Genomic DNA, 21,198 nt, shown 5'->3' on the forward strand with positions numbered 1-21,198 from the left:
TAAATATATCTGTCATCTGACTCTTGACTGTAGAAAAAATCAAAATATCGCCAAATTTACAAATATACTGCTCTACATATATACATGTATAGAGAGTGCTTGGAATTTGTGATTAATTTTCTTCGGTGAAGTTGAAGATATCTTATTCCCACTCAAATTTTTTCTGGTTAAAAGTTGAGTTCTCTCAGAATTGTAATGGCTGTGAATTGTTGATTTTCTCTAGATTACTTTCGGAGGGTAATTGATTTTTCTCTTGGTGAGAGCTAGGGTTTAAATATATCTGTCATCTGACTCTTGACTGTAGAAAAAATCAAAATATCGCCAAATTTACAAATATACTGCTCTACATATATACATGTATAGAGAGTGCTTGGAATTTGTGATTAATTTTCTTCGGTGAAGTTGAAGATATCTTATTCCCACTCAAATTTTTTCTGGTTAAAAGTTGAGTTCTCTCAGAATTGTAATGGCTGTGAATTGTTGATTTTCTCTAGATTACTTTCGGAGGGTAATTGATTTTTTTCTCTTGGTGAGAGCTAGGGTTTAAATATATCTGTCATCTGACTCTTGACTGTAGAAAAAATCAAAATATCACCAAATTTGCAAATATACTGCTCTACATATATACATGTATAGAGAGTGCTTGGAATTTGTGATTAATTTTCTTCGGTGAAGTTGAAGATATCTTATTCCCACTCAAATTTTTTCTGGTTAAAAGTTGAGTTCTCTCAGAATTTAAACGTCGGAGAGTAATTAATTTTTTATCCCTCGGTGAAAATCATGGGTTAAATATATATATCTGACTTGCACTCTCATAACAATATCTGTGACAACTGATAACTGATAACTGATAACTGATAACTGATAACTGAAATGACTATCCCTATTTTTGACTTTAGAAAAATCTCGAAAAATTCAAAAATATACTCTTATATAGATTATGGTAGATGGTTGGGCTTTGTTGTTGATTTTCTGTAGATAAATTTCGGAGGGTGACTTACTTTTTTGTCTCAGTAGGAGTCATAGATAAAATATAAAATATATAGCAGTCCCCATTACTGTATTTGATATATCAAAAGCTAAAAACTCAGACAATGCCAGATTTTTCTCCTTCTTCCTTATTCCTTCTTCCTGATTATTGAAAAGTTTTTGAGAAGTTGATTTTCTGTAGATAAATTTCGGAGGGTGACTTACTTTTTGTCTCAGTAGGAGTCATAGATAAAATATAAAATATATAGCAGTCCCCATTACTGTATTTGATATATCAAAAGCTAGAAACTCAGACAATGCCAGATTTTTCTCCTTCTTCCTTCTTCCTTCTTCCTGATTATTGAAAAGTTTTTGAGAAGTTGATTTTCTGTAGATAAATTTCGGAGGGTGACTTACTTTTTTGTCTCAGTAGGAGTCATAGATAAAATATAAAATATATAGCAGTCCCCATTACTGTATTTGATATATCAAAAGCTAGAAACTCAGACAATGCCAGATTTTTCTCCTTCTTCCTTCTTCCTTCTTCCTGATTATTGAAAAGTTTTTGAGAAGTTGATTTTCTGTAGATAAATTTCGGAGGGTGACTTACTTTTTGTCTCAGTAGGAGTCATAGATAAAATATAAAATATATAGCAGTCCCCATTACTGTATTTGATATATCAAAAGCTAGAAACTCAGACAATGCCAGATTTTTCTCCTTCTTCCTTCTTCCTTCTTCCTTCTTCCTTCTTATTGAAAAGTTTTTAAGAAATGGTATTATTTTGAGCAGCTTAAATTAAAGAAAATGACTCAGACTAGATTTAATTCTTCAGAAAATTCCATTCACCAAGAACTTCTAAAATTTATACCCGCTGATGCTAAACTTATTATCGAATTTGGCTGTGGTAATGGCACAATAGCTTCTCAATATAAACAGATTAATCCTCACTGTTATTATATTGCCATTGAATCTAATCCAGACTTTGCTAAAAATTCTGTCTTACAAGTAGATAAAATTGTAGTAGGAAATTTACAACAAAATATTTCTACTCTAAATATCCAACCAGAAACAGTAGACTGTCTGATTTATGGTTTAGATTTAATGGCGATCGCTCACCCGACTGCAGTTTTGAAATATCATCAAAGTTGGTTAAAAAATAATGGTCAAGTTTTGGCTATTGTACAAAATGTACAGCATTGGCGCAGAATTTTTAATTTGCTTAAGGGTGGTTGGGAAAATTCGGAAATAATTCGTCATTGGTTTACTCTGGAAAGTCTCAAGTCATGTTTCGCTAATGCAGGTTTACAAGTATATGAAATACAAACTCGTGGTGAAAAAGGAGAGGAGTTTCAACAGTTTCTCCAAGTAACTGAAGGTCTGGTTTATGCTTTGGGTTTGGACTCAAAAAAGTTTGCTACTCAGACCGCTGCTGAATATTTCATTGCACGCGCTACCAAATCCCCTATTCCTCCCCGGAGATTATTAATTCAAACGATAATTATGGACCCGAAAGTTTGTGGTACTGTCAGAGTTTTGGAACCCGACCGCTTTAGCGCTACTATTCCTGGGGTGAGAACTTTTTCTGCTGCGAAAACTGCTGACTTAAATATAGGGTTGCCTCAAGAAGAAAAGGTGTTTATCTGGCAACGCACAATTTTAAATTATCCGTCTGACTTTCATAAACTTAAGTCTTTGCTGGAAAAGGATTATTTGATTGTGGCTGAAATTGATGATAATCCGTTACGTCGTCCTGAATATGCTGAAAATAATTATCTTAGCTATCGTGGCTGTCACTGTGTACAAACTTCTACCCCATCCCTAGCTAATTTTTTACGCCAATATAACCCCAACGTTGTAGTTTTTCACAATCAACTGGCTAGAATAGTACCCCTATATGAGCGCACACTTTCCCATAATAAATATCTTACCATATTTTTCGGAGCTGTCAACAGGGAAGCAGACTGGAAAGAAATTATGCCAATAATCAATCAAGTATTGTCAGATTATCAAGATAAAATTAGGTTCAAAGTCATCCACGATAAGTTATTTTTTGAAAGTTTAAATACAGCCAATAAAGAATTTTATCCATTTTGTAATTATGATAAGTATCTAGAGATTCTTGGTAGTTGTGACCTTAGTTTATTACCTTTAAATGACAACCAAATTAATCAAATGAAATCTGACTTAAAATTTGTTGAATGTGCAGGTTATGGAGTAGCTGTGCTTGCTAGTCCAATAGTTTATCAATATTCAATTATTGATGGTAAAACTGGTTTAATTTATCATTCTGTTTCAGATTTTGCCAGAAAATTTAGACAACTAATAACTGATGAAAATCTCAGAAAAAGAATAGCAATTAACGCTTATGATTGGGTAAAAAATAATCGTTTACTTTGTCAAAATTATCGTCAGCGCCGTGATTGGTATCTGCAAATGCGAGATGAATTACCGCGTTTAAATAAAGAGTTAAAAAGTCGTGTTCCAGAATTATTTGATGATTAAATAAGCGGTCAGCACTCAGCACTCAGCAATCAGTAGGATAGAACTCCGTTCCGCTTCGCGTTTTCCTGCGGAATGCTGCGCAAACATGTAGCGCACCGAAACATTTTTTTTTACCGAAAAATTCTGGTTTAAAGCCTTCCCTTTTAAGGGGATAAAAAAGCGGTCGAGAGATGGCGAGGTCTCCTCGCCATATCTAATCGACCAAGAGAAGAGAATATTTCAGATTTTAAGCCTCCTTATTGCAGAGGTACTGATAACTGATAACTAATAACTGAAATGACGTTGAGAAGGGAATTTTAACCCCTCCTAAACTATCAGGTTTATAGAAGCCGGGATTTTTAATCCAGAGCTGGTAAAAGATGATAGTTAAAAACTAGAAGAGCCGAAAAACTTAAATTTCCTGTATATATTCACCCTTGGGTTTACACAAACGATATAAGTGGATATGATATTAAAGCCATTGATACTTCTACAGATAAGCAAACTAAATCTACTTATAATATAGAATTTATTATAGAATTAAATACAGCAATTGTCACATGAAAAAACTAGCATATTTTATTGGGGACTTTAGCAAAAAATGTCTTAAAAATAGTGTTAAACTCTTGCTGTGTCATTCCTTAACGTCAAAATAGTCTATTTATTGATATATCTAACTTTGAGCCATTTTTAGCCAGGGCAACGTATTTTTCTTGCTAATGTTGAGTTTGAAACCATTTTTAGCCTAAAAAATATCAAAGTCCCGATAAATTATAATTGAAGTGACGTATGATTTTTGAATAAGTAGTTGAGCTGCCAAAAAAGTTAGTATTAGTATATTTTTCTATTCCCTATTCCCTATTCCCTATTCCCTATTCCCTATTTATAGAAACCCGGAATTTTGAATCCAGAGCTGCTAAAAGATGATAGTTAAAAACTAGAAGAGCCGAAAAACTTAAATTTCCTGTATATATTCACCCTTGGGTTTACACAAACGATATAAGTGGATATGATATTAAAGCCATTGATACTTCTACAGATAAGCAAACTAAATCTACTTATAATATAGAATTTATTATAGAATTAAATACAGCAATTGTCACATGAAAAACTAGCATATTTTATTGGGGACTTTAGCAAAAAATGTCTTAAAAATAGTGTTAAACTCTTGCTGTGTCATTCCTTAACGTCAAAATAGTCTATTTATTGATATATCTAACTTTGAGCCATTTTTAGCCAGGGCAACGTATTTTTCTTGCTAATGTTGAGTTTGAAACCATTTTTAGCCTAAAAATATCAAAGTCCCGATAAATTATAATTGAAGTGACGTATGATTTTTGAATAAGTAGTTGAGCTGCCAAAAAGTTAGTATTAGTATATTTTTCTACTCCCTATTCCCTATTCCCTATTCCCTATTCCCTATTCCCTATTTATAGAAACCCGGAATTTTGAATCCAGAGCTGCTAAAAGATGATAGTTAAAAACTAGAAGATCCGAAAAACTTAAATTTCCTGTATATATTCACGATTGGGTTTACACAAATGATATAAGTGGATATGATATTAAACCCATTGATACTCCTACAGAGAAGCAAACTAAATCTACTTATAATATAGAATTTATTATAGAATTAAATACAGCAATTGTCACATGAAAAACTAGCATATTTTATTGGGGACTTTAGCAAAAATGTCTTAAAAATAGTGTTAAACTCTTGCTGTGTCATTCCTTAACGTCAAAATAGTCTATTTATTGATATATCTAACTTTGAGCCATTTTTAGCCAGGGCAACGTATTTTTCTTGCTAATGTTGAGTTTGAAACCATTTTTAGCCTAAAAATATCAAAGTCCCGATAAATTATAATTGAAGTGACGTATGATTTTTGAATAAGTAGTTGAGCTGCCAAAAAAGTTAGTATTAGTAGATTTTCCTACTCCCTACTCCCTATTTCTTAATCTATAGCGCTACAAAAATTTGTTAGGACATTTATCCTAAAACTCTTTTACAGTTTGCTATTTCCTATTCTCTATTCCCTATTCCAAAAATGCGAATATTATTTACCATTGCTCATTTCTTTAACCCTGAAGGTAGCGGAAAACATGGTTCTTTACGAAAAGACCCGCAAACACGGCGCATAGCCTTAACAACCTGTTTAACTGCATTGCGTGCCTTATATGCCAAATCTCAGTACATAATTGATATTAGTAGATATCAAGCAATTCCTGCCAATCAAAGCCATAGCCATGATATTGATATTATTGTTTGTACTACTAAAGGTTTTCATTTATTATCTCAAATTCCTTTGTCCTCAGATTTTCTGATGCATCATAGCACTAACGTAGAACCTATGTTACTAGGTTTTGAATGTCAGGAAGTAATGAAATCATGTCTTGGGAAATATGATTATTATTGTTACTTAGAAGATGATTTAATATTGCACGACCCATGGCTATTTGTGAAATTAAACTGGTTTAATCACCACACAGGAAATGGTAATTTACTTCAACCAAATCGTTATGAAATTTCTCCCTTAGGAGCTGTTCCCAAAGCTTATATAGATGGAGATTTAAAACCAGAAATAACAGCTAAATTTCAAAATATTCGAGAGCAATATCAGCTTAAGGGAAAAATCATGGAAAAGGTAATTGCCTTTCATAGAACTCTTAATCCCCACTCTGGTTGTTATTTTTTAAATGCCGAACAAATGAAAGAATGGGCTAGTAAACCTTATTTTTTAGACCGAGATACTAGCTTTATTGGTCCGTTAGAAAGCGCTGCTACATTAGGAATTATGCGGACTTTTAAAATTTATAAACCTGCTGCTGCTGATGCTAGTTTTCTAGAAATTCAACATTTTGGTACTACATTTTTGAGTTTAATTGATAATCAAATACCATTGCTTCAGAAACAGGTTTCTACTCAAGACAAAACTGAGAGTAAAACTAAAAATCAAGAAGAAAAAGAAGTCAAAACAGAAAATAATCCAGAAAAAAAATGAGGCGTGGTTAAAAATAAATCACAACCTCATTTTTTTGTTTAATCTCTAAGATTAGATAATAAAGATGTCGCTTTGTAGTAAATTTGGATTACCGTTGAGACGAGCAATAGTAACAATAGGATTATCTTCATTATTTGCTTCCGTACCATTGGGGTCGTACCTCAATATACCTGAATCTATCTCTTCTCCATCTCCATTTAAAGGAGCTGGTTCATAGATAATTACAGCAGTTGTACCCCGAGCATCACTATCTTGATAGTTATCACCTGGATCGAGAAGAACAAAATCATTACTACTAATAACTGAGTTTTTGCTGGAATTTTCCAAACCAAATCCATTCAAGTCTAGAAGTATCCGGTCATCAGAAGGATCGAAATCTACGATAACACTCCTTTGAGCATCTTCCCCAACGGTAAAATAAGCAAAGCTATCGTTACCTTGACCACCAATTAAGGAATCCCCTGTACCAAGGCCAGGTGCAATATAGTCGTCACCTGCACCACCAACAATAGTATCTCTTCCTCCACGGCCAAATATTACATCATCCCCTGCTCCAGCACTAATACTATCTCCCTCTGAGTCCTCTGCAGTACCACCCACAATAGAATCATCACCCGCTCCAGTAATTAAGGTGTCTGCTCCATTAGCTCCACTTAAAGTATTACTACCTTGAGTATCTTCTATTAAGAATGGTGCTGTACCTCCACCCTGAAATGCTATGATTGTATCGTTACCTTGTGTATTTCCAATTAACTGGTCGTTTGTTCCACCAAACTGAATAAAGTCATTACCTGTACCACCATTAAAGAAGTTTGTGACATCAGCCTGAGTACTACCCAAAAGGATATCATTACCTGAACTTCCAATCAGAGTAACTTCAATACTAGCACCACCCGAAGCATTGGTACTGATACTTGTAGCATCAATCGTATCGTTACCCTCGCCCCCATCCACACGACTAAAGATACCACTGAGACAATCATTTCCCTGACCACCAATCATAGTATCTGATAAAAAGCCTGATATTAGAGTATCGTTACCCGCACCACCATCTAATCTGTTTTGACCAGCAAAACCGGGAGTGTTAAGTGCTATACCATTAGTACTAAATTTATCTTCGTTTTCTTCAAGCAAACCAGTAGTAATGAAGTCATTACCTCCACCACCAACCAAGGTATCTCTTGAAGCTTGGCCTCTGAGAGTATCGTTGCCAGCTCCACCATCTAAGGAATTTCTACCATCACCAAATGGCCCTACTGCACCTTGAATAGAGTCATTACCTCCACCACCTAGTAGAGTAGACCTTTCTATTGAAGTTAAAGCTATATCTGTGCTATTAGTAGGAGTTCCTACAGTTTCCTGATTTAGCTGAATTATTACATCATTGCCATTATCTCCACTTAAACGGACTTGGTTACCCAAAGAATATAACGTGTCATTATCTTTACCGCCGTAGATAGTATCGCGATCGCCAAAAGCAACAACTAAGTCTTCTTGTCGGTTTGCAGAAATAAAGTTTTGGCCTTGACCTGTGTCACCTGTAAATCTAGGTAAGGTGTCAAAATCAAGTGCCTCTACTACTTCCGGAGTAAAAACACTAATAGTGTCATTGTCCCTGCCACCATAAAGACTATCTCTTGCGCGTATAAGTAGGATATCATTGCCTTGATTGGCAGAGAACCAGTTCTCTCCAATCAGACCACGGAGAAAGTCATCTCCCTGACCTCCATAAAGGCTAGTACGGGAAAGAGCGACTAAGGTATCATTGTCACCATCTCCAAATCCAAAACCAGCAACAGCTCGGAATTCCAGGGAGTCATTCCCTCTCCCACCTTCGAGAGTATCTGCTTGACCAGAGCTGTTAATACCAGAAGGACCTCTGGCTATCAGTGTATCGTTTCCATCTCCACCTCTAACTAGACTGCCACCCAAGGTAGAAGTAGCTATACTGTCGTCTCCAGCAATACCATTAATTGTATCAGGTACTATATTCCCAGAAACTTCCTGATCGAACACGTTATCTTCATCAGTTAATGTTACCATACCGTTTCACTCCTCTACATCGATTATATCTAATATATGGACAATTGTTTTGTTTGGCTAAACTACCAACAAATACCAGTAATTTTATATTCGGCTGTAGTTTAACCTGTTTATCTGGAATAAGTCTAGCCTTTTAACTACAAAAATTATCAGCCAAAATTTGGCCTACCATCTGCCTCTGGGTTTACCATTATTGACTTTTAAGTACAATCTAGTATTTATAGTAAGGCAGCATATTTTTTAATGATTGATTATAGTCTTAACATTATCGGAGGACGTAGATAGTTGATTTTAGGTTCCCATATAGTATGGTTGATTTTTAATGTATCTAGTGCAGGATGGCGGAAATAACTGACCAGTTACAAAATCCTAAAACATCAATACTTTTGACTTTTAACTTCCGCGTAGCGGCACTATAGTTTATATGAGGTTAGAGGTTGCTTTTTTTCCATACCTATATCTTTTAGTTGTAAGCTACGGTTAGCAACTTGATGAATTAGTTCTAAATGTTTTACTAATAAGTTGGAAAGAGCATATCGCTCTAAAACTGTTTGGCGGGCTTTGACACGGATTTCTGCCATGCGAGTTGGGTGATCCAACACTTCATCGATGCGGTCAGCTATCTGTTTGGGGGAGAAGAAGTCTACTAATAGGCCATTTTCACCATCCTCAATAACTTCCCTCACAGGAGGTGTATCTGAGCCTACAATTAAACAACCAGTGGATAGAGACTCAATCATAGACCATGACAGAACAAAGGGTCTGGTCAGGTAGACATGAACATCAGATGCTTGAATAACTTTTAAGTATAGACCATAGGGCAATGACCCAACGAAGTGAACTCGTGATAAGTCCAAGGGTATTTTTTCTAACATTTCTTGTTTGTAAGTTTTACCATTGGGTAAGGATTTACCGTAGCAAACTCTTTCAGAACCGACTATTACTACATGGCAGTTGGGTCTCCTTTCTTGGAGATAGGCGATCGCTTCTATAAATTCTGGGAATCCCCGATAGGGTTCCATTCCTCGCGCTACATAGGTAACAAGTTCATCAACACCGGACAGGTCTAAGTTAGGTAGTACTAATTTTGCCCCTGGGTTTGGTTTGAAATAGTCTGCATCTACTCCATCGTGGAGTACTGATAGTTTGCTTTGGAGTTCTGTGGGAAATTGCGACCGCTGCCAATATGTGGGGGATAAACCCCAATCACAGGTGTACAAGTCTATTAGTATGGGAGCATTTTTTACTCTTATTCTGGCCATATCATCTACTGTCAAGGGTTCTGCGGGGTCGAAGTCAGCATCAGAACCATAAGAATGATAGAACCATTCAAAGTAGCAAAGAAGTGGGGTGTTAGGAAATGCTTCTTTGACAAATAAGGTGGGTCCCCAGCCAGAGTGGCCACAAATGATATCTGGCACAAATCCCTGTGCTTTGAGTTGTTCTGCGGTTCTAAATACGGCTTGTCCATAAATTACTGCACTTTCTAGGGGACGGACGTAGTGATGGGTTTCTGGACGGGGTTCGCGACTTGGTTTGAATAATGCTTTGTGAACTCCTGGTATTTTCCACTCTGGCCGTTCGTTTTTTGTGCCAAATACAACTTGATTGTTAGGATTTGCTCCTAAGGCGGTAATAATATGACGATATTGGGCAGGAAAGTTTGGGTGTAGAAATAGATATTTCATAAGTTCTAATTTGTATTATTTATGATTATTTTTTAATGTTTAAATGTAAGCATTTCCTGGGGAATGCTGCGCCAACAGCTATTAGCAGTCAGCTAGCCTCCTCCGGAGGAACTACGCTCTTCAGCAATTAGTAATTAGGGTTTGCTGAAAAAGTCTTATGGGTGAGGGTAGGAGACAGGAGACAGGAGACAACCCACCCCTAACCCCGACCGTGGAGGGGATAAATGGGAATGAGCGAGTAGGTTAGGAGGAAGAATTGTCCCTTGATTTTTCTGCACAACTATGCGCCTAAAATGCTAATTTTTTGAACCATTATGACTTAAAAAGTTGAACTTTTTCAACTAAAAAATTATCAAACCTTATATATGTTAATACTTTTAGATTTATTCAGCAAGCCTTAATTAATAATTACTTCTAGGGTTTAGTCAGGGGACTTTGGCAGTAATTTTTTATTCTTTCTCAATTTCAAAGGTTGCTTTTACCTTTCCCAAAATTAATAGCTGATAGCTAATAGCTGATGGCTGAATGCTTACGTTTAAATAGAATTTACTGATTAAATTTTTAAGCATTGACTGATATTAGCTAAAGCCTTTTTATGGTGGGGAAAAGTGCCTTTTATTAGGTCTAAAACTCTCAAAAAGTTAGCATAAAAGGCAGAATAATTCCAGAAAAATCACTCTGACAAATATATTCGACTACCTCCTAATTAAATTCTATTCTCGGTTCTTCCTAACTACTCCCCCACTCCCCTACTCCCCTACTCCCCTACTCCCCTACTCCTTAAAAAGACTTTTTCCGCAACCCCTAAATAATGTCTGGTGCCTGACATATCCAAATACAATCTCTAGGAACTGAATCAGTATCTTGATGAATAATTTTATATTTGAGATGGGATAGAAATTTCTCCATTATTGCATTAGTCATTACTGAGTGAGCGGTTCCGTTTCGTTTTCCCATAAGATTTTTATCCCAATCTTTGAGAAATCTTTGCCAACCTAAATCGCTGAGGGTATTTGTGTGGTGAAATATGCAAAGCTTTTGTCCTCGTAATATTCGCGGAATTTGAGTTAAGTAATTAAAAATATCTCTGGGTTCTAAATGTACCATTGTGTCGTAACAAAAACAAACATCTGCTGTTTTTGAGTCAATTCTATTTAATGTTATTCCATCAAGTTTGAGATATTTTACTCTGGTTTCGCCAAGTCTATTTTTAGTAGCATTTAACATAGAATTGGAAATATCTGCACATATTAATTTTTGGCAATATTTAAGTAACAATTCTGCGGTACGTCCTCCACCAATACCTATTTCTAGTACTGTATGTTTTTGATTGATATATGGTGCTATAAATTTTTGTTCGATTAATTTTTCATATTCTGCTAATGAGTTGGCTGCTCCTGCTGCTTTGCCTATCCATTCGTCACCTATATTAGTTAATTCGGGATGATTTTCTTGCCATTTTTTTGCATATTCTTCCCAAGCATTTTCGTAATCAATAGTCATTTTTGTTGTTTATTTATGAGTTTTTAGTTATAGCAGAGAATAGGGAACAGGCAACAGTGGGAAAATAATTTCTCTGTCTAAAGTCATCATTAATCAATGTCCTAAGCAACTCGTTCCTTACTATAAATATAGCAATCAAATTTTAGTTGCGAAAAATATCTTTTAATTTAGAGAATAGGGAACAGGGATAAAATTTCCATAGTTTTTATATATCCTTAGATTTTCTACAAATTATTTATGATTGTTATATTAATAAATCGACTAAATAAAATGTTAAATATACTGTTTTGTAATGGTTTAAAAAAAGCGATTTTCTCTAGATATTCACAATCAACTTTGTTTATGACTTTTTTGGATATTTTTAACTTTATGCCAATATATTCATTTAGTTTTTGGTTAGAAAGAAGATTAGTCTAGTTAAATATTTAATATGTAATATTTATTATTTTAATGATATTTTTATTGCAGTATTTTATGGTTGTCTGCTAATATATTATTATTTATAGGTAGCATATTCTGCCTCCTTTACCCTTCTTCTAGATATTTTTGAAAAAATCAAAAATCAAAAACATGAAATTAGTTAATTATTTATCCATAGCCGGACTAAGTGCAGGAATTGCTTTGTCGGCTGTTCCATCTAATGCGGAGAATATTCCTATTCCTGACCTATTTCCTACTGGAGTTGATAGTTCTGGTACGATTCTTGGAGATGGTGTTGCCGATCCTAACTATAATATTTTAGAAACGACAAGTTCTGGTATCGTTGTGAATCAGGCTAATGTTCCTTCGGTTTGGTTTCCTAACAATTCAAATTCTCGCTGGATTTGGGAAACGGCAACTGGTCAACCCACCAATGTTACTCGTACTTTTAGGACTACTTTCGACCTAACTGGATTCGATCCTAACACCGCCTCAATTTCAGGTGAATGGGCTGTGGACAATGAAGGGCTTGATATCCTAATTAACGGAATATCGACTGGACAGACGAGTTCTGGCTTTAGGAATCTAGATTCTTTCAGTATTAATGACGGATTTGTTTCCGGATTAAATACCTTAGACTTTATCGCATTTGACTTTGGAATCAGTTCTGGATTCCGAGTTGATTCAATCAGTGGTAGCGCAGAGCTTATAGCAGAACCTATACCTGAACCATCTTCACTCTTAGGTTTAGTAGTAGCAGGTTTATTAGGTACAGCTTCCATCAAGAGAGCTCCAGAAAAATAATTATCGAATTAATCTCTGGGGAAACTAATTATTTCCACAAACTACTTTGGTAACTTATACCATTTCTCTGTAACAATGTGCTTAATAATTATTGCTCAGACTTTATTAAACTGACTATTCTCATTTTTATATTAAGCGCAACTTCATGGAGAAATGGTATTAGGTAGTGGCGTGTCCAGCCTTAAATGTTGCTTTAGGAAAATAGTATGATACAGATTTTTCAAAGCTTTTAGCGAGACTATCTTTCAAAATTTGAATGCTTACAAATTAATTTTTATATATTCAGCTAATTTTTGATTATAGGGTTGGAAATATTCTATTAATTCCTGATATATTTCTGCACTAGGTTGTGAGTAATTACCAGAATTATATGGAATATATTCTGCTGAAAAATGTGCAGGTAGTTCTAAGAATTGAAATACTTTGTTCATAGTTTCTTGAGGGTGGCTAAATAAGTCTTCACTTTTGAGGATAAGAAATTGTTCTTTGGGAAAAATACTCATCCAATTTTGCAGTTGTTCAATATATTTGCCTCTTGCTAGATATGTATAATGTTGATGGTTAAAACTGTAATATGTTCCTGTTTGAATGATTTTTTCAACTTCTCCTTTTAGACGAGTTTGTTCAGAAGCGATCGCTTCTTTCAAAGTTAATTCTTCAGTTCCTAATCTAACTTCGTGATAATAGTGAGAAATTGCTCTTTCTGCTGGGTTTATCAAAATAACTATTAGTTTCATCTGAGGATATCTATCAAAAACTCTTTGAGCTACTAGGGGATGAAATAAATAGTAATAACGTGATTCTCCAGTCATTATTCCTGGCTCTAATTCTGAAAATTGAGATACCATTTCTCTGTAACAATGCGCTTAATAATTATTGTTCAGACCTTATTAAACTGAAGATTATCATCTTTATTTATATTTAGCGCAACTTCATGGAGAAATGGTATCAGGTAGTGGCGTTTCAAGTCTTAAATGTTGCTTGAGTAAAATAGTACGATACAGATTTTTCAAAGCTTTTAATGTGGCTATATTTCCAAAATTGAATGCTTACAAATTAATTCTCATATATTCAGCTAATTTTTGATTATAGGGTTGGAAATATTCTACTAATTCCTGATATATTTCTGTACTAGGTTGTGAGTAATTGCCAGAATTATATTGAAGATATTCTTCTGAGAAATGTGCAGGTAGTTCTAAAAATTGAAATACTTTGTTCATAGTTTCTTGAGGGTGACTAAATAAGTCTTCACTTTTGAGGATGAGAAATTGTTCCTTGGGAAAAATATTCATCCAATTTTGCAGTTGTTCAATATATTTGCCTCTTGCTAGATATGTATAATGTTGATGGTTAAAACTGTAATATGTTCCTGTTTGAATGATTTTTTCAACTTCTCCTTTTAGACGAGTTTGTTCAGAAGCGATCGCTTCTTTCAAGGTTAATGTTTCAGTTCCTAATCTAACTTCGTGATAATAGTGAGAAATTGCTCTTTCTGCTAGATTTATCAAAATAACTATTAGTTTCATCTGAGGATATTTATCAAAAATCCTTTGAGCTACTAGGGGATGAAATAAATAGTAAGGACTTGATTCTCCAGTAATTATTCCTAGCTCTAATTCGGGAAATTGAGATTGATACCATTTCTCTGTAACAATGCGCTTAATAATTATTGTTCAGACCTTATTAAACTGAAGATTATCATCTTTATTTATATTTAGCGCAACTTCATGGAGAAATGGTATTAGGTAGTGGCGTTTCAAGTCTTAAATGTTGCTTTAGGAAAATAGTACGATACAGATTTTTCAAAGCTTTTAGCGAGACTATATTTCAAAATTTGAATGCTTACAAATTAATTTTCATATATTCAGCTAATTTTTGATTATAGGGTTGGAAATATTCTATTAATTCCTGATATATTTCTGTACTAGGTTTTGAGTAATTGCCAGAATTATATTGAAGATATTCTTCTGAAAAATGTGCAGGTAGTTCTAAGAATTTAAAGACTTTGTTCATGGTTTCTTGAGGGTGACTAAATAAGTCTTCACTTTTGAGGATGAGAAATTGTTCCTTGGGAAAAATATTCATCCAATTTTGCAGTTGTTCAATATATTTGCCTCTTGCTAGATATGTATAATGTTGATGGTTAAAACTGTAATATGTTTCTGTTTGAATGATTTTTTCAACTTCTCCTTTTAGACGAGTTTGTTCAGAAGCGATCGCTTCTTTCAAGGTTAATGTTTCAGTTCCTAATCTAACTTCGTGATAATAGTGAGAAATTGCTCTTTCTGCTGGGTTTCTCAACAAAATAATTAATTTCATCTGAGGATATATATCAAAAACTCGTTGGGGTACGAGAGGATGAAATAAATAGTAAGGACTTGATTCTCCTGTAATTATTCCTGGCTCTAATTCGGGAAATTGCGATTTATACCATTTTAAATCCTGGTCAAAATTTAAGTCAAAGTAATGAATTTCATGTTGTAAGGATGCTGCAACTAAAGGATGTTGTACTAAATAGTTATATAAGGAATTAGTGCCACATTTCTGAGCGCCAATTATGAGAAAATGTGGCTTTTGATAGTTGATTGGATGGTCGATTTTTTTGTGGAATTTGATGCCAATATATTCATTTAGTTTCTGGTTATAGGGTTGAAAGTATTCTGTTAATTGCTGGTATGTTTCAGAGTTAATTTCAGGTGTTTGTTCTTCCTTGCCATCTATATAATCATCTATTAATTCTGGCTTCAAATCGAGAAACTTAAATACTTTGTTCATAGTTTCTTGAGGATGATTAAACAAGTCTTCACTTTGCAGAATTAAAAATTGTTCTTTTGGGAAAAATTTCATCCAATTTTGTAGTTGCTCGACGTATTTACCGCGAGATAAATATGTGTAGTGTTGATGGTTAAAACTGTAATATGTTTCTGTTTCTATAATTTTCTCTACTTCTCCTTCTAAACGGTTAGATTCTGCAGCGATCGCTTCTGATAAACTTAAAGATTCATAACCTAATTTTACTTCATGGTAGTAGTGGTTGATTGCTCTATCTATAGGATTTCTTAGTATTACAATCAACTTTATATTAGGATAGAAATTGTAAACTCTTTGGGGAACAAGAGGATGAAATAAATAGTAAGAGCTTGATTCTCCTGTAATTAAATCACTTTCTTCTTCCACTACAAATTGATTTTTATACCAGTTTATTCCTTGATGAAAATTTAGATCAAAAAATGTAATGGTGGTTGTTTAACTCCTGCTACTTTAGGATGTTTAAAAATATATTTATGTAAATAATTTACACCACATTGCTGCGCTCCAATTATCAAAAAATCAGGTTTTTGGGATTGTTTTTTTAAGGTTTTATGTCGGAGAATACATAAGCAAAAATCACTTTTTAAGCCTCCTGGAATTTCCATTAAGATTTTCTCAAATTCCAGCAATAATCTGATTATTGTTTCTCCTTTGGGGTCTTCAGTAATAAATTGATTACTATCTAGTAGTTGATATAGTTCGTTAATTAATCCACCGCCATAGTGATTCAAAACTTCTATATGAAAGTAGTATTTGATAAATGCCAATATCAATTTTGAACGTACTGCTTCAGATGGGTCTACTGTAAATACTTCTTCAATACTTGGGCTTTTATATTTTGAGACTTTGACAGATTTTAGAGTATCATCAAAGCAATTATATATACGATTAATAATATCTAATTGTTGTTGTTCATAAATATTGAAGCAATCACCAATATACTCATTTAAGATTACATAACCTTGAGGTTTTAAGTGATTTTTGATTGTTGATAAACAGTGTTCGAATTCTTTCACATGATGCAAAGAACCAAAGCACGTTATTAGGTCATATTTTTTGTTAAGAGTAAAAGTATTAAAATTATCTTGGTAAAAATTAATCTTAACTCCAGCTTTTTCTGCTTCTCTTCTAGCAATTTCTAATGCAGATTCAGAAAAATCAAAGGCATCAATATTCTTAGCCAAACCTAACTTTGTCATTAGTATTTCATGATTACCAACGCCACAACCAATAGATAATAAACTATCAAATTTTCTGCCAGCAAAAAAATCTTCTATCAACCAAGCTAGCCAATATTTTTCTGTTTCTCCACCAGAGATTCTTTTATTAATAGCTTTTTCAATAATCAAATTAGATACCCACTGATTACTATTTACTAAAGCTGCTTTTGGATTTGTTTGCCAATATTTTTGGGCTTGACTCTGATGCTGATTATTGAAATTATTTTCTGACATATAAAAATTTTATTTTAATTGTGAAATATTATATAGCAGGGAACAGAGAACAGGTAATAGGGAACAGTAGGAAAAATCTTTCCCCTTCTTTGCTTCATCATCAGTCTATGTCCTAACTAACTCGTTCTTTGCTATATCGAAGCTTTTAGGGAACAAGTAATATCAAGGGCGTTAATGAAGTCAGAAGTCATAATTCAGAAGTCAGAAGTTATTTTTGTAACAGGGATTTTGAGTAACTCTCCAAAAATATTTCACCTTAAAAGACGGGGTTGTGCGACCCAATTATTTTGATAAATTTTTGCTACAAATACCCACAACTGTTGCTAGCAGTCAGTAGTTAGTATAAATAGTTGAAATTTCGTTTATCCCCAAAAAAAATTTATCTTTTTCATCAAATAGAGATCCGGTATAAAATCTTTTGGCTAATGCTTATTATTCGTAATATTCTTTTTTAAAGTTGATATTATACATTGAAAGAACAATCAAATTTTCATATAGCAATTCCCAAGAAGCGTGAGGTCATTTTAGTTATCAGTACCTCTACAATAAGGAGGCTTTAAATTTGAAATATTTTCTTTTTTTATTCCCTTAAAAGGCTATCCATTACCCACATCTTTCTTAATATAAAACTTGACAAAATAGAAAAGTCATGGATGAGTATTGGTTCGGCTTTTTCGGGAGACAAAATGTATGAAAAAGTACATTTTTTGACAACTTCAGTAGTTTTATTTAGCTACTATGATTCTTTCTCCTTTCTCCCCTGCTCCCTGCTCCCCTTTTCCCCCCAAGGGTTTCAGACTTATGGGTAAGAGATAACTTAAAAGGGGAGGCTTTAGACCATAATTTTTCGGTAAAAAATTTCTTTGTTTTAGGGAATAGGGAGTAGAAAATAAGAAAAAAACTGTATCTTATTCATTAATTGATAATGGATAATTGATAATTACCTCGGGTTTTAACCGTTACGGAATTAAATATAAGGAAATATTATTTCTTCTCTTAGTCGATGGTCGGACAGCTCCGAGACCCACTCTTATCAGAGCCGCTCCGCTGTTAGCGTTTGCGGTAGCATTCCGGAACAGAAAGCTTTGCAGTAGCAAACGCCATCCCTAGACAGCTTTTTTCCCCTTAAAAGGGGAGGCTTCAAGGCGCGAATTATTTAATTATTAATTATTAATTATTCCGTAACTTGAGAAACCTCATATCTAAGTTCACAATTTTTAGAAGTCTCTATATTTAGGAATTTTCAACAATACATTTTTTTGTAGGTTTCTTACCCTCAAAAAATACTCCTGCTGCTAAAATTTCTCTCCCTTTTTCCCCTAATACCATATCTAAATTATCACCTTCTTGTACTAAAAAAGCGTGCCAATCTTCTAAACGTTCTTGCCATTCTTTTTGTTGAATATAAGGCCAGACAGTTTGAATCAACATCATCATACTATAGGATGGATAATGATGGGGAAAAATACCACTATTGATTTCTTCAAAGTCTGACAAAATTTGCCGTAAACCATGAATTGTCATATTAAAATAATGGCTGGGGTCAGCGTGAAGTGGTTGTAAAAATGCAGTCTCAATAAATATTAAACCTCCTGGTTTTAAGATGCGATAAAGTTCTTTTGCGGTAAAAAATGGATTAGGTAAATGTTCAAAAACTGCATGACTAATTATGCCATCAAAACAGTTATCTGAAAATGGTAATTTTAATGTAGAGCAGACGACATCTGTATATTGATATTGCTGCACATCTAAGTAACAAATATTTGGCTTTAGATATTCTTTTTGAGTGTTACCTGCGCCAAAATCTAAAACTATTCCATTTTCTCCAATTTTATTTAATACTGTTAAAATTCCTTCTGAGTAAGGATGGGTAGTTTCTGTTTCTGTGAGTTTAATAAATGGTAAATCTCCTGGTTGCAAAATATGAGGAGTATTTCTTCTTATCCATACAGGGCAATTTTGTTTATTACATGGTGCAGCTATGTTTCCACATTGAGGGCAAATTAATAATTTTTCTAGGTTGAAAGTTTTCTGCTGTTGAGGTTGGTTAGGAATATTTCCAATAATCTTAAATTTATTTTGAAATAATAATATTTTTCTCTTCCATCGGCAAATATTTCTATTTTTATATCTGTCTCTGGTTTAATATTTTTGGGCAGTAAAAGCTCGCCCCCAAAACCACTATGACCAGCATATTTTTTTTCTGGAAAAGCAGTAGCTACATCTGGTCGATATCCACCATGTAAAAGAGATGCATAAGGTTTTCCATTTAGATACAGACTTAGTTGAATATTGAGATTATTTTCAGAAATGTACCAACCAGAAAATTTAGTTAAGTAATCTATTTCTGTGCTTTTAGGAAAATCTAGATTAAACATTATTTATTTTCAGAATTTGCCGATTTGAATACCAATTGTTCATACTTTATAGCGCTACGCGCAAGGCAACAGGCAACAGGCAACAGGCAATAGGGGAATACAAAAGGGTTTTCCTACCCGTAGGAAATGCTTACTCATTGGTTTCTCAAGTTTTGAACTTATTCTAGACTCAGACCTGTATTTTGACTAACAGTTTCTGCATCTAAAAATTCTAGTAATCGTTTAGCAATTTCGATTTTAGCTTCTCGATTACCTTGTTGGATACCTTGCTCAATTCCTTGTCGAATGGCTCTTTTTATAGCATTTTTTTTGTCGGCAATATAAGTTTACCGTGCCTCAAAATTTTCAAATTTTTCTCTATTAAAACCAGCTTGATTAGCAACTTCAAATGCTTTTTTAATTTATGGCACTTCCCTCATGTTTTCTGGCACATAATCAAATTTTTTTACACTCTTGATAAAATACAGCCATTTATCAGTAATTGTTGTTAATTATGAGATTTATTTAGTAAATTTGGGCAATTATACAAAGACTAATTCAATGTCATAAATAGGATAGTCTATTAAATAATCTTTTTCTTTGAGCAAAAAGCGAGAAATAATTTTATCTAATCCAGAAAACATTTCAAAATCTGTAATAATTAAGCCAATAACAGGATTTAGCAAAGTGTAATCTTCTCCTGAATCTAACTGAGTAGAATAAGCTTTAGCTGCATTATATAAAATCCGCTTTTCAAATCCTTATAAGTTCAAAACTTGCATTTCAATAATTACAGTTTTGTTTCCAGTAACCTTGGCTTTAACATCTAAATAAGTATCTTTTAATCCTCGAATTTTAGGTACGAGATAGGGATTGAGAATTTGTAGGTCTTTGATAGTAGGATGACTGTCATAAAGGATGCTGTTTAAAAAACTAATCAGAATATCTTTACTTTGTTCAGAACCAAATATTTTCTTGAAGGCAAAATCTATATTTGGGATTAATAAACATCATTTTTATAATCCCAAAGTAAGTTTGCTAAAAGGAAGGCAGAAAGTAGAAGGAAATATTGGTTCAAAGGGAGAAAGTTTTTTTATCAAACTATTATCCGGATATGATATAAGTCGAAGGAAAAGTTAGGGCATATCAAAAGCCTAAAACTCAGACAATGCCAGATTTTTCCTTCTTCCTTATATGGTAGATAACTAACTAATTTCCTAAATAACCAAACACCTTTTCCCTTATTACTTCTTTTTTCTTCCTTCTGCTATACTAAGCCAGTTAAGAGTTGAATTTGTCTAAAGAAAAGTATGCTTCGCGAAATATTTGACTATAAGTTTCTGTCATTTCGGCAAAAGTATTTAATGACTCCAGTACATATTTAGAATTACCTGCGAGTCGATGACGCAATGCTTCATCTGTCAATAAAGATGTCAAAACATTTGCTAATTTTTCTGGGCGATCGGGAGTATAGAATAAACCATTAATATTTGGTTTTACCTGTACATATTTAGGGATTACCGATCTAATCTAAAAGCATTGACATATAAATAATTTAGTCTTTTTGTGGTCGAAAAAAGTTACTGGTATCACATCTAAAACGCTCAAAAAGTTAATATTTTAGGCGCATAGTTGGGCAGAAAAATCATTCTTACAATTCTTACTCCT

The 21,198-nt window shown here is 33.8% G+C and carries 15 protein-coding genes; 3 read left to right on the plus strand and 12 right to left on the minus strand.

The features are described from left to right. Nucleotides 1-1,774: 1,774 nt before the first annotated feature. Nucleotides 1,775-3,472 (plus strand): methyltransferase domain-containing protein, encoded by a 1,698-nt coding sequence (locus SAGCYANO_RS19840; protein ID WP_202221642.1) that lies wholly within the window; start codon nucleotides 1,775-1,777, stop codon nucleotides 3,470-3,472. Between the two features lie 2,024 nt (nucleotides 3,473-5,496). Next, nucleotides 5,497-6,450: a calcium-binding protein gene (locus tag SAGCYANO_RS19845; RefSeq protein WP_202221643.1), complete on the plus strand. Its 954-nt coding sequence runs from the start codon at nucleotides 5,497-5,499 to the stop codon at nucleotides 6,448-6,450. 51 nt (nucleotides 6,451-6,501) lie between these two features. Here SAGCYANO_RS19845 and SAGCYANO_RS19850 read toward each other — a convergent pair whose 3' ends face one another. From SAGCYANO_RS19850 to SAGCYANO_RS19860, 3 genes are all read right to left on the minus strand, one after another. Next, the gene (locus SAGCYANO_RS19850; RefSeq protein WP_202221644.1) at nucleotides 6,502-8,493 is read right to left on the minus strand and encodes a calcium-binding protein; all 1,992 of its coding nucleotides are present in this window, start codon (nucleotides 8,491-8,493) and stop codon (nucleotides 6,502-6,504) included. Between the two features lie 413 nt (nucleotides 8,494-8,906). Then, on the minus strand, nucleotides 8,907-10,181 hold the full coding sequence (locus SAGCYANO_RS19855) for a glycosyltransferase family 4 protein (RefSeq protein WP_202221645.1): 1,275 nt from the start codon (nucleotides 10,179-10,181) through the stop codon (nucleotides 8,907-8,909). An 804-nt stretch (nucleotides 10,182-10,985) separates the two neighbouring features. Continuing rightward, nucleotides 10,986-11,684 carry a bifunctional 2-polyprenyl-6-hydroxyphenol methylase/3-demethylubiquinol 3-O-methyltransferase UbiG gene (locus SAGCYANO_RS19860; RefSeq protein WP_202221646.1) on the minus strand — a complete coding sequence of 233 codons (699 nt, stop codon included), beginning with the start codon at nucleotides 11,682-11,684 and terminating at the stop codon, nucleotides 10,986-10,988. A gap of 570 nt (nucleotides 11,685-12,254) precedes the next feature. Between SAGCYANO_RS19860 and SAGCYANO_RS19865 the strand changes: the two genes are divergently transcribed. Beyond that, entirely contained in the window at nucleotides 12,255-12,908 is a 654-nt protein-coding gene (locus SAGCYANO_RS19865) for a PEP-CTERM sorting domain-containing protein (RefSeq protein WP_202221647.1), read from the plus strand. Nucleotides 12,909-13,168: 260 nt separating this feature from the next. Here SAGCYANO_RS19865 and SAGCYANO_RS19870 read toward each other — a convergent pair whose 3' ends face one another. The 9 genes from SAGCYANO_RS19870 to SAGCYANO_RS19905 all read right to left on the minus strand — a co-directional run bounded on the left by SAGCYANO_RS19870 (nucleotide 13,169) and on the right by SAGCYANO_RS19905 (nucleotide 20,967). Further along, on the minus strand, nucleotides 13,169-13,756 hold the full coding sequence (locus tag SAGCYANO_RS19870) for a sulfotransferase domain-containing protein (protein WP_202221648.1): 588 nt from the start codon (nucleotides 13,754-13,756) through the stop codon (nucleotides 13,169-13,171). 201 nt (nucleotides 13,757-13,957) lie between these two features. Next, on the minus strand, nucleotides 13,958-14,434 hold the full coding sequence (locus SAGCYANO_RS19875; RefSeq protein WP_202221649.1) for a sulfotransferase domain-containing protein: 477 nt from the start codon (nucleotides 14,432-14,434) through the stop codon (nucleotides 13,958-13,960). 316 nt (nucleotides 14,435-14,750) lie between these two features. Further along, nucleotides 14,751-16,085: a sulfotransferase gene (locus SAGCYANO_RS19880; protein WP_202221650.1), complete on the minus strand. Its 1,335-nt coding sequence runs from the start codon at nucleotides 16,083-16,085 to the stop codon at nucleotides 14,751-14,753. Between the two features lie 41 nt (nucleotides 16,086-16,126). After that, on the minus strand, nucleotides 16,127-17,173 hold the full coding sequence (locus SAGCYANO_RS19885; RefSeq protein WP_202221651.1) for a bifunctional 2-polyprenyl-6-hydroxyphenol methylase/3-demethylubiquinol 3-O-methyltransferase UbiG: 1,047 nt from the start codon (nucleotides 17,171-17,173) through the stop codon (nucleotides 16,127-16,129). Nucleotides 17,174-18,406: 1,233 nt separating this feature from the next. Then, nucleotides 18,407-19,093 carry a class I SAM-dependent methyltransferase gene (locus tag SAGCYANO_RS19890; RefSeq protein WP_202221652.1) on the minus strand — a complete coding sequence of 229 codons (687 nt, stop codon included), beginning with the start codon at nucleotides 19,091-19,093 and terminating at the stop codon, nucleotides 18,407-18,409. Between the two features lie 95 nt (nucleotides 19,094-19,188). Further along, complete coding sequence (locus SAGCYANO_RS19895) at nucleotides 19,189-19,551, minus strand: hypothetical protein (RefSeq protein WP_202221653.1); 363 nt, start codon at nucleotides 19,549-19,551, stop codon at nucleotides 19,189-19,191. Nucleotides 19,552-20,072: 521 nt separating this feature from the next. After that, on the minus strand, nucleotides 20,073-20,216 hold the full coding sequence (locus SAGCYANO_RS50500; RefSeq protein WP_375339961.1) for a hypothetical protein: 144 nt from the start codon (nucleotides 20,214-20,216) through the stop codon (nucleotides 20,073-20,075). A 75-nt stretch (nucleotides 20,217-20,291) separates the two neighbouring features. Continuing rightward, nucleotides 20,292-20,531: an Rpn family recombination-promoting nuclease/putative transposase gene (locus tag SAGCYANO_RS50505; RefSeq protein WP_375339963.1), complete on the minus strand. Its 240-nt coding sequence runs from the start codon at nucleotides 20,529-20,531 to the stop codon at nucleotides 20,292-20,294. Nucleotides 20,532-20,811: 280 nt separating this feature from the next. Further along, entirely contained in the window at nucleotides 20,812-20,967 is a 156-nt protein-coding gene (locus tag SAGCYANO_RS19905) for a hypothetical protein (protein WP_202221654.1), read from the minus strand. Nucleotides 20,968-21,198 lie beyond the last annotated feature (231 nt).

The sequence above is a fragment of the Okeania sp. KiyG1 genome (assembly GCF_014132355.1).
Classification (GTDB): domain Bacteria; phylum Cyanobacteriota; class Cyanobacteriia; order Cyanobacteriales; family Microcoleaceae; genus Okeania.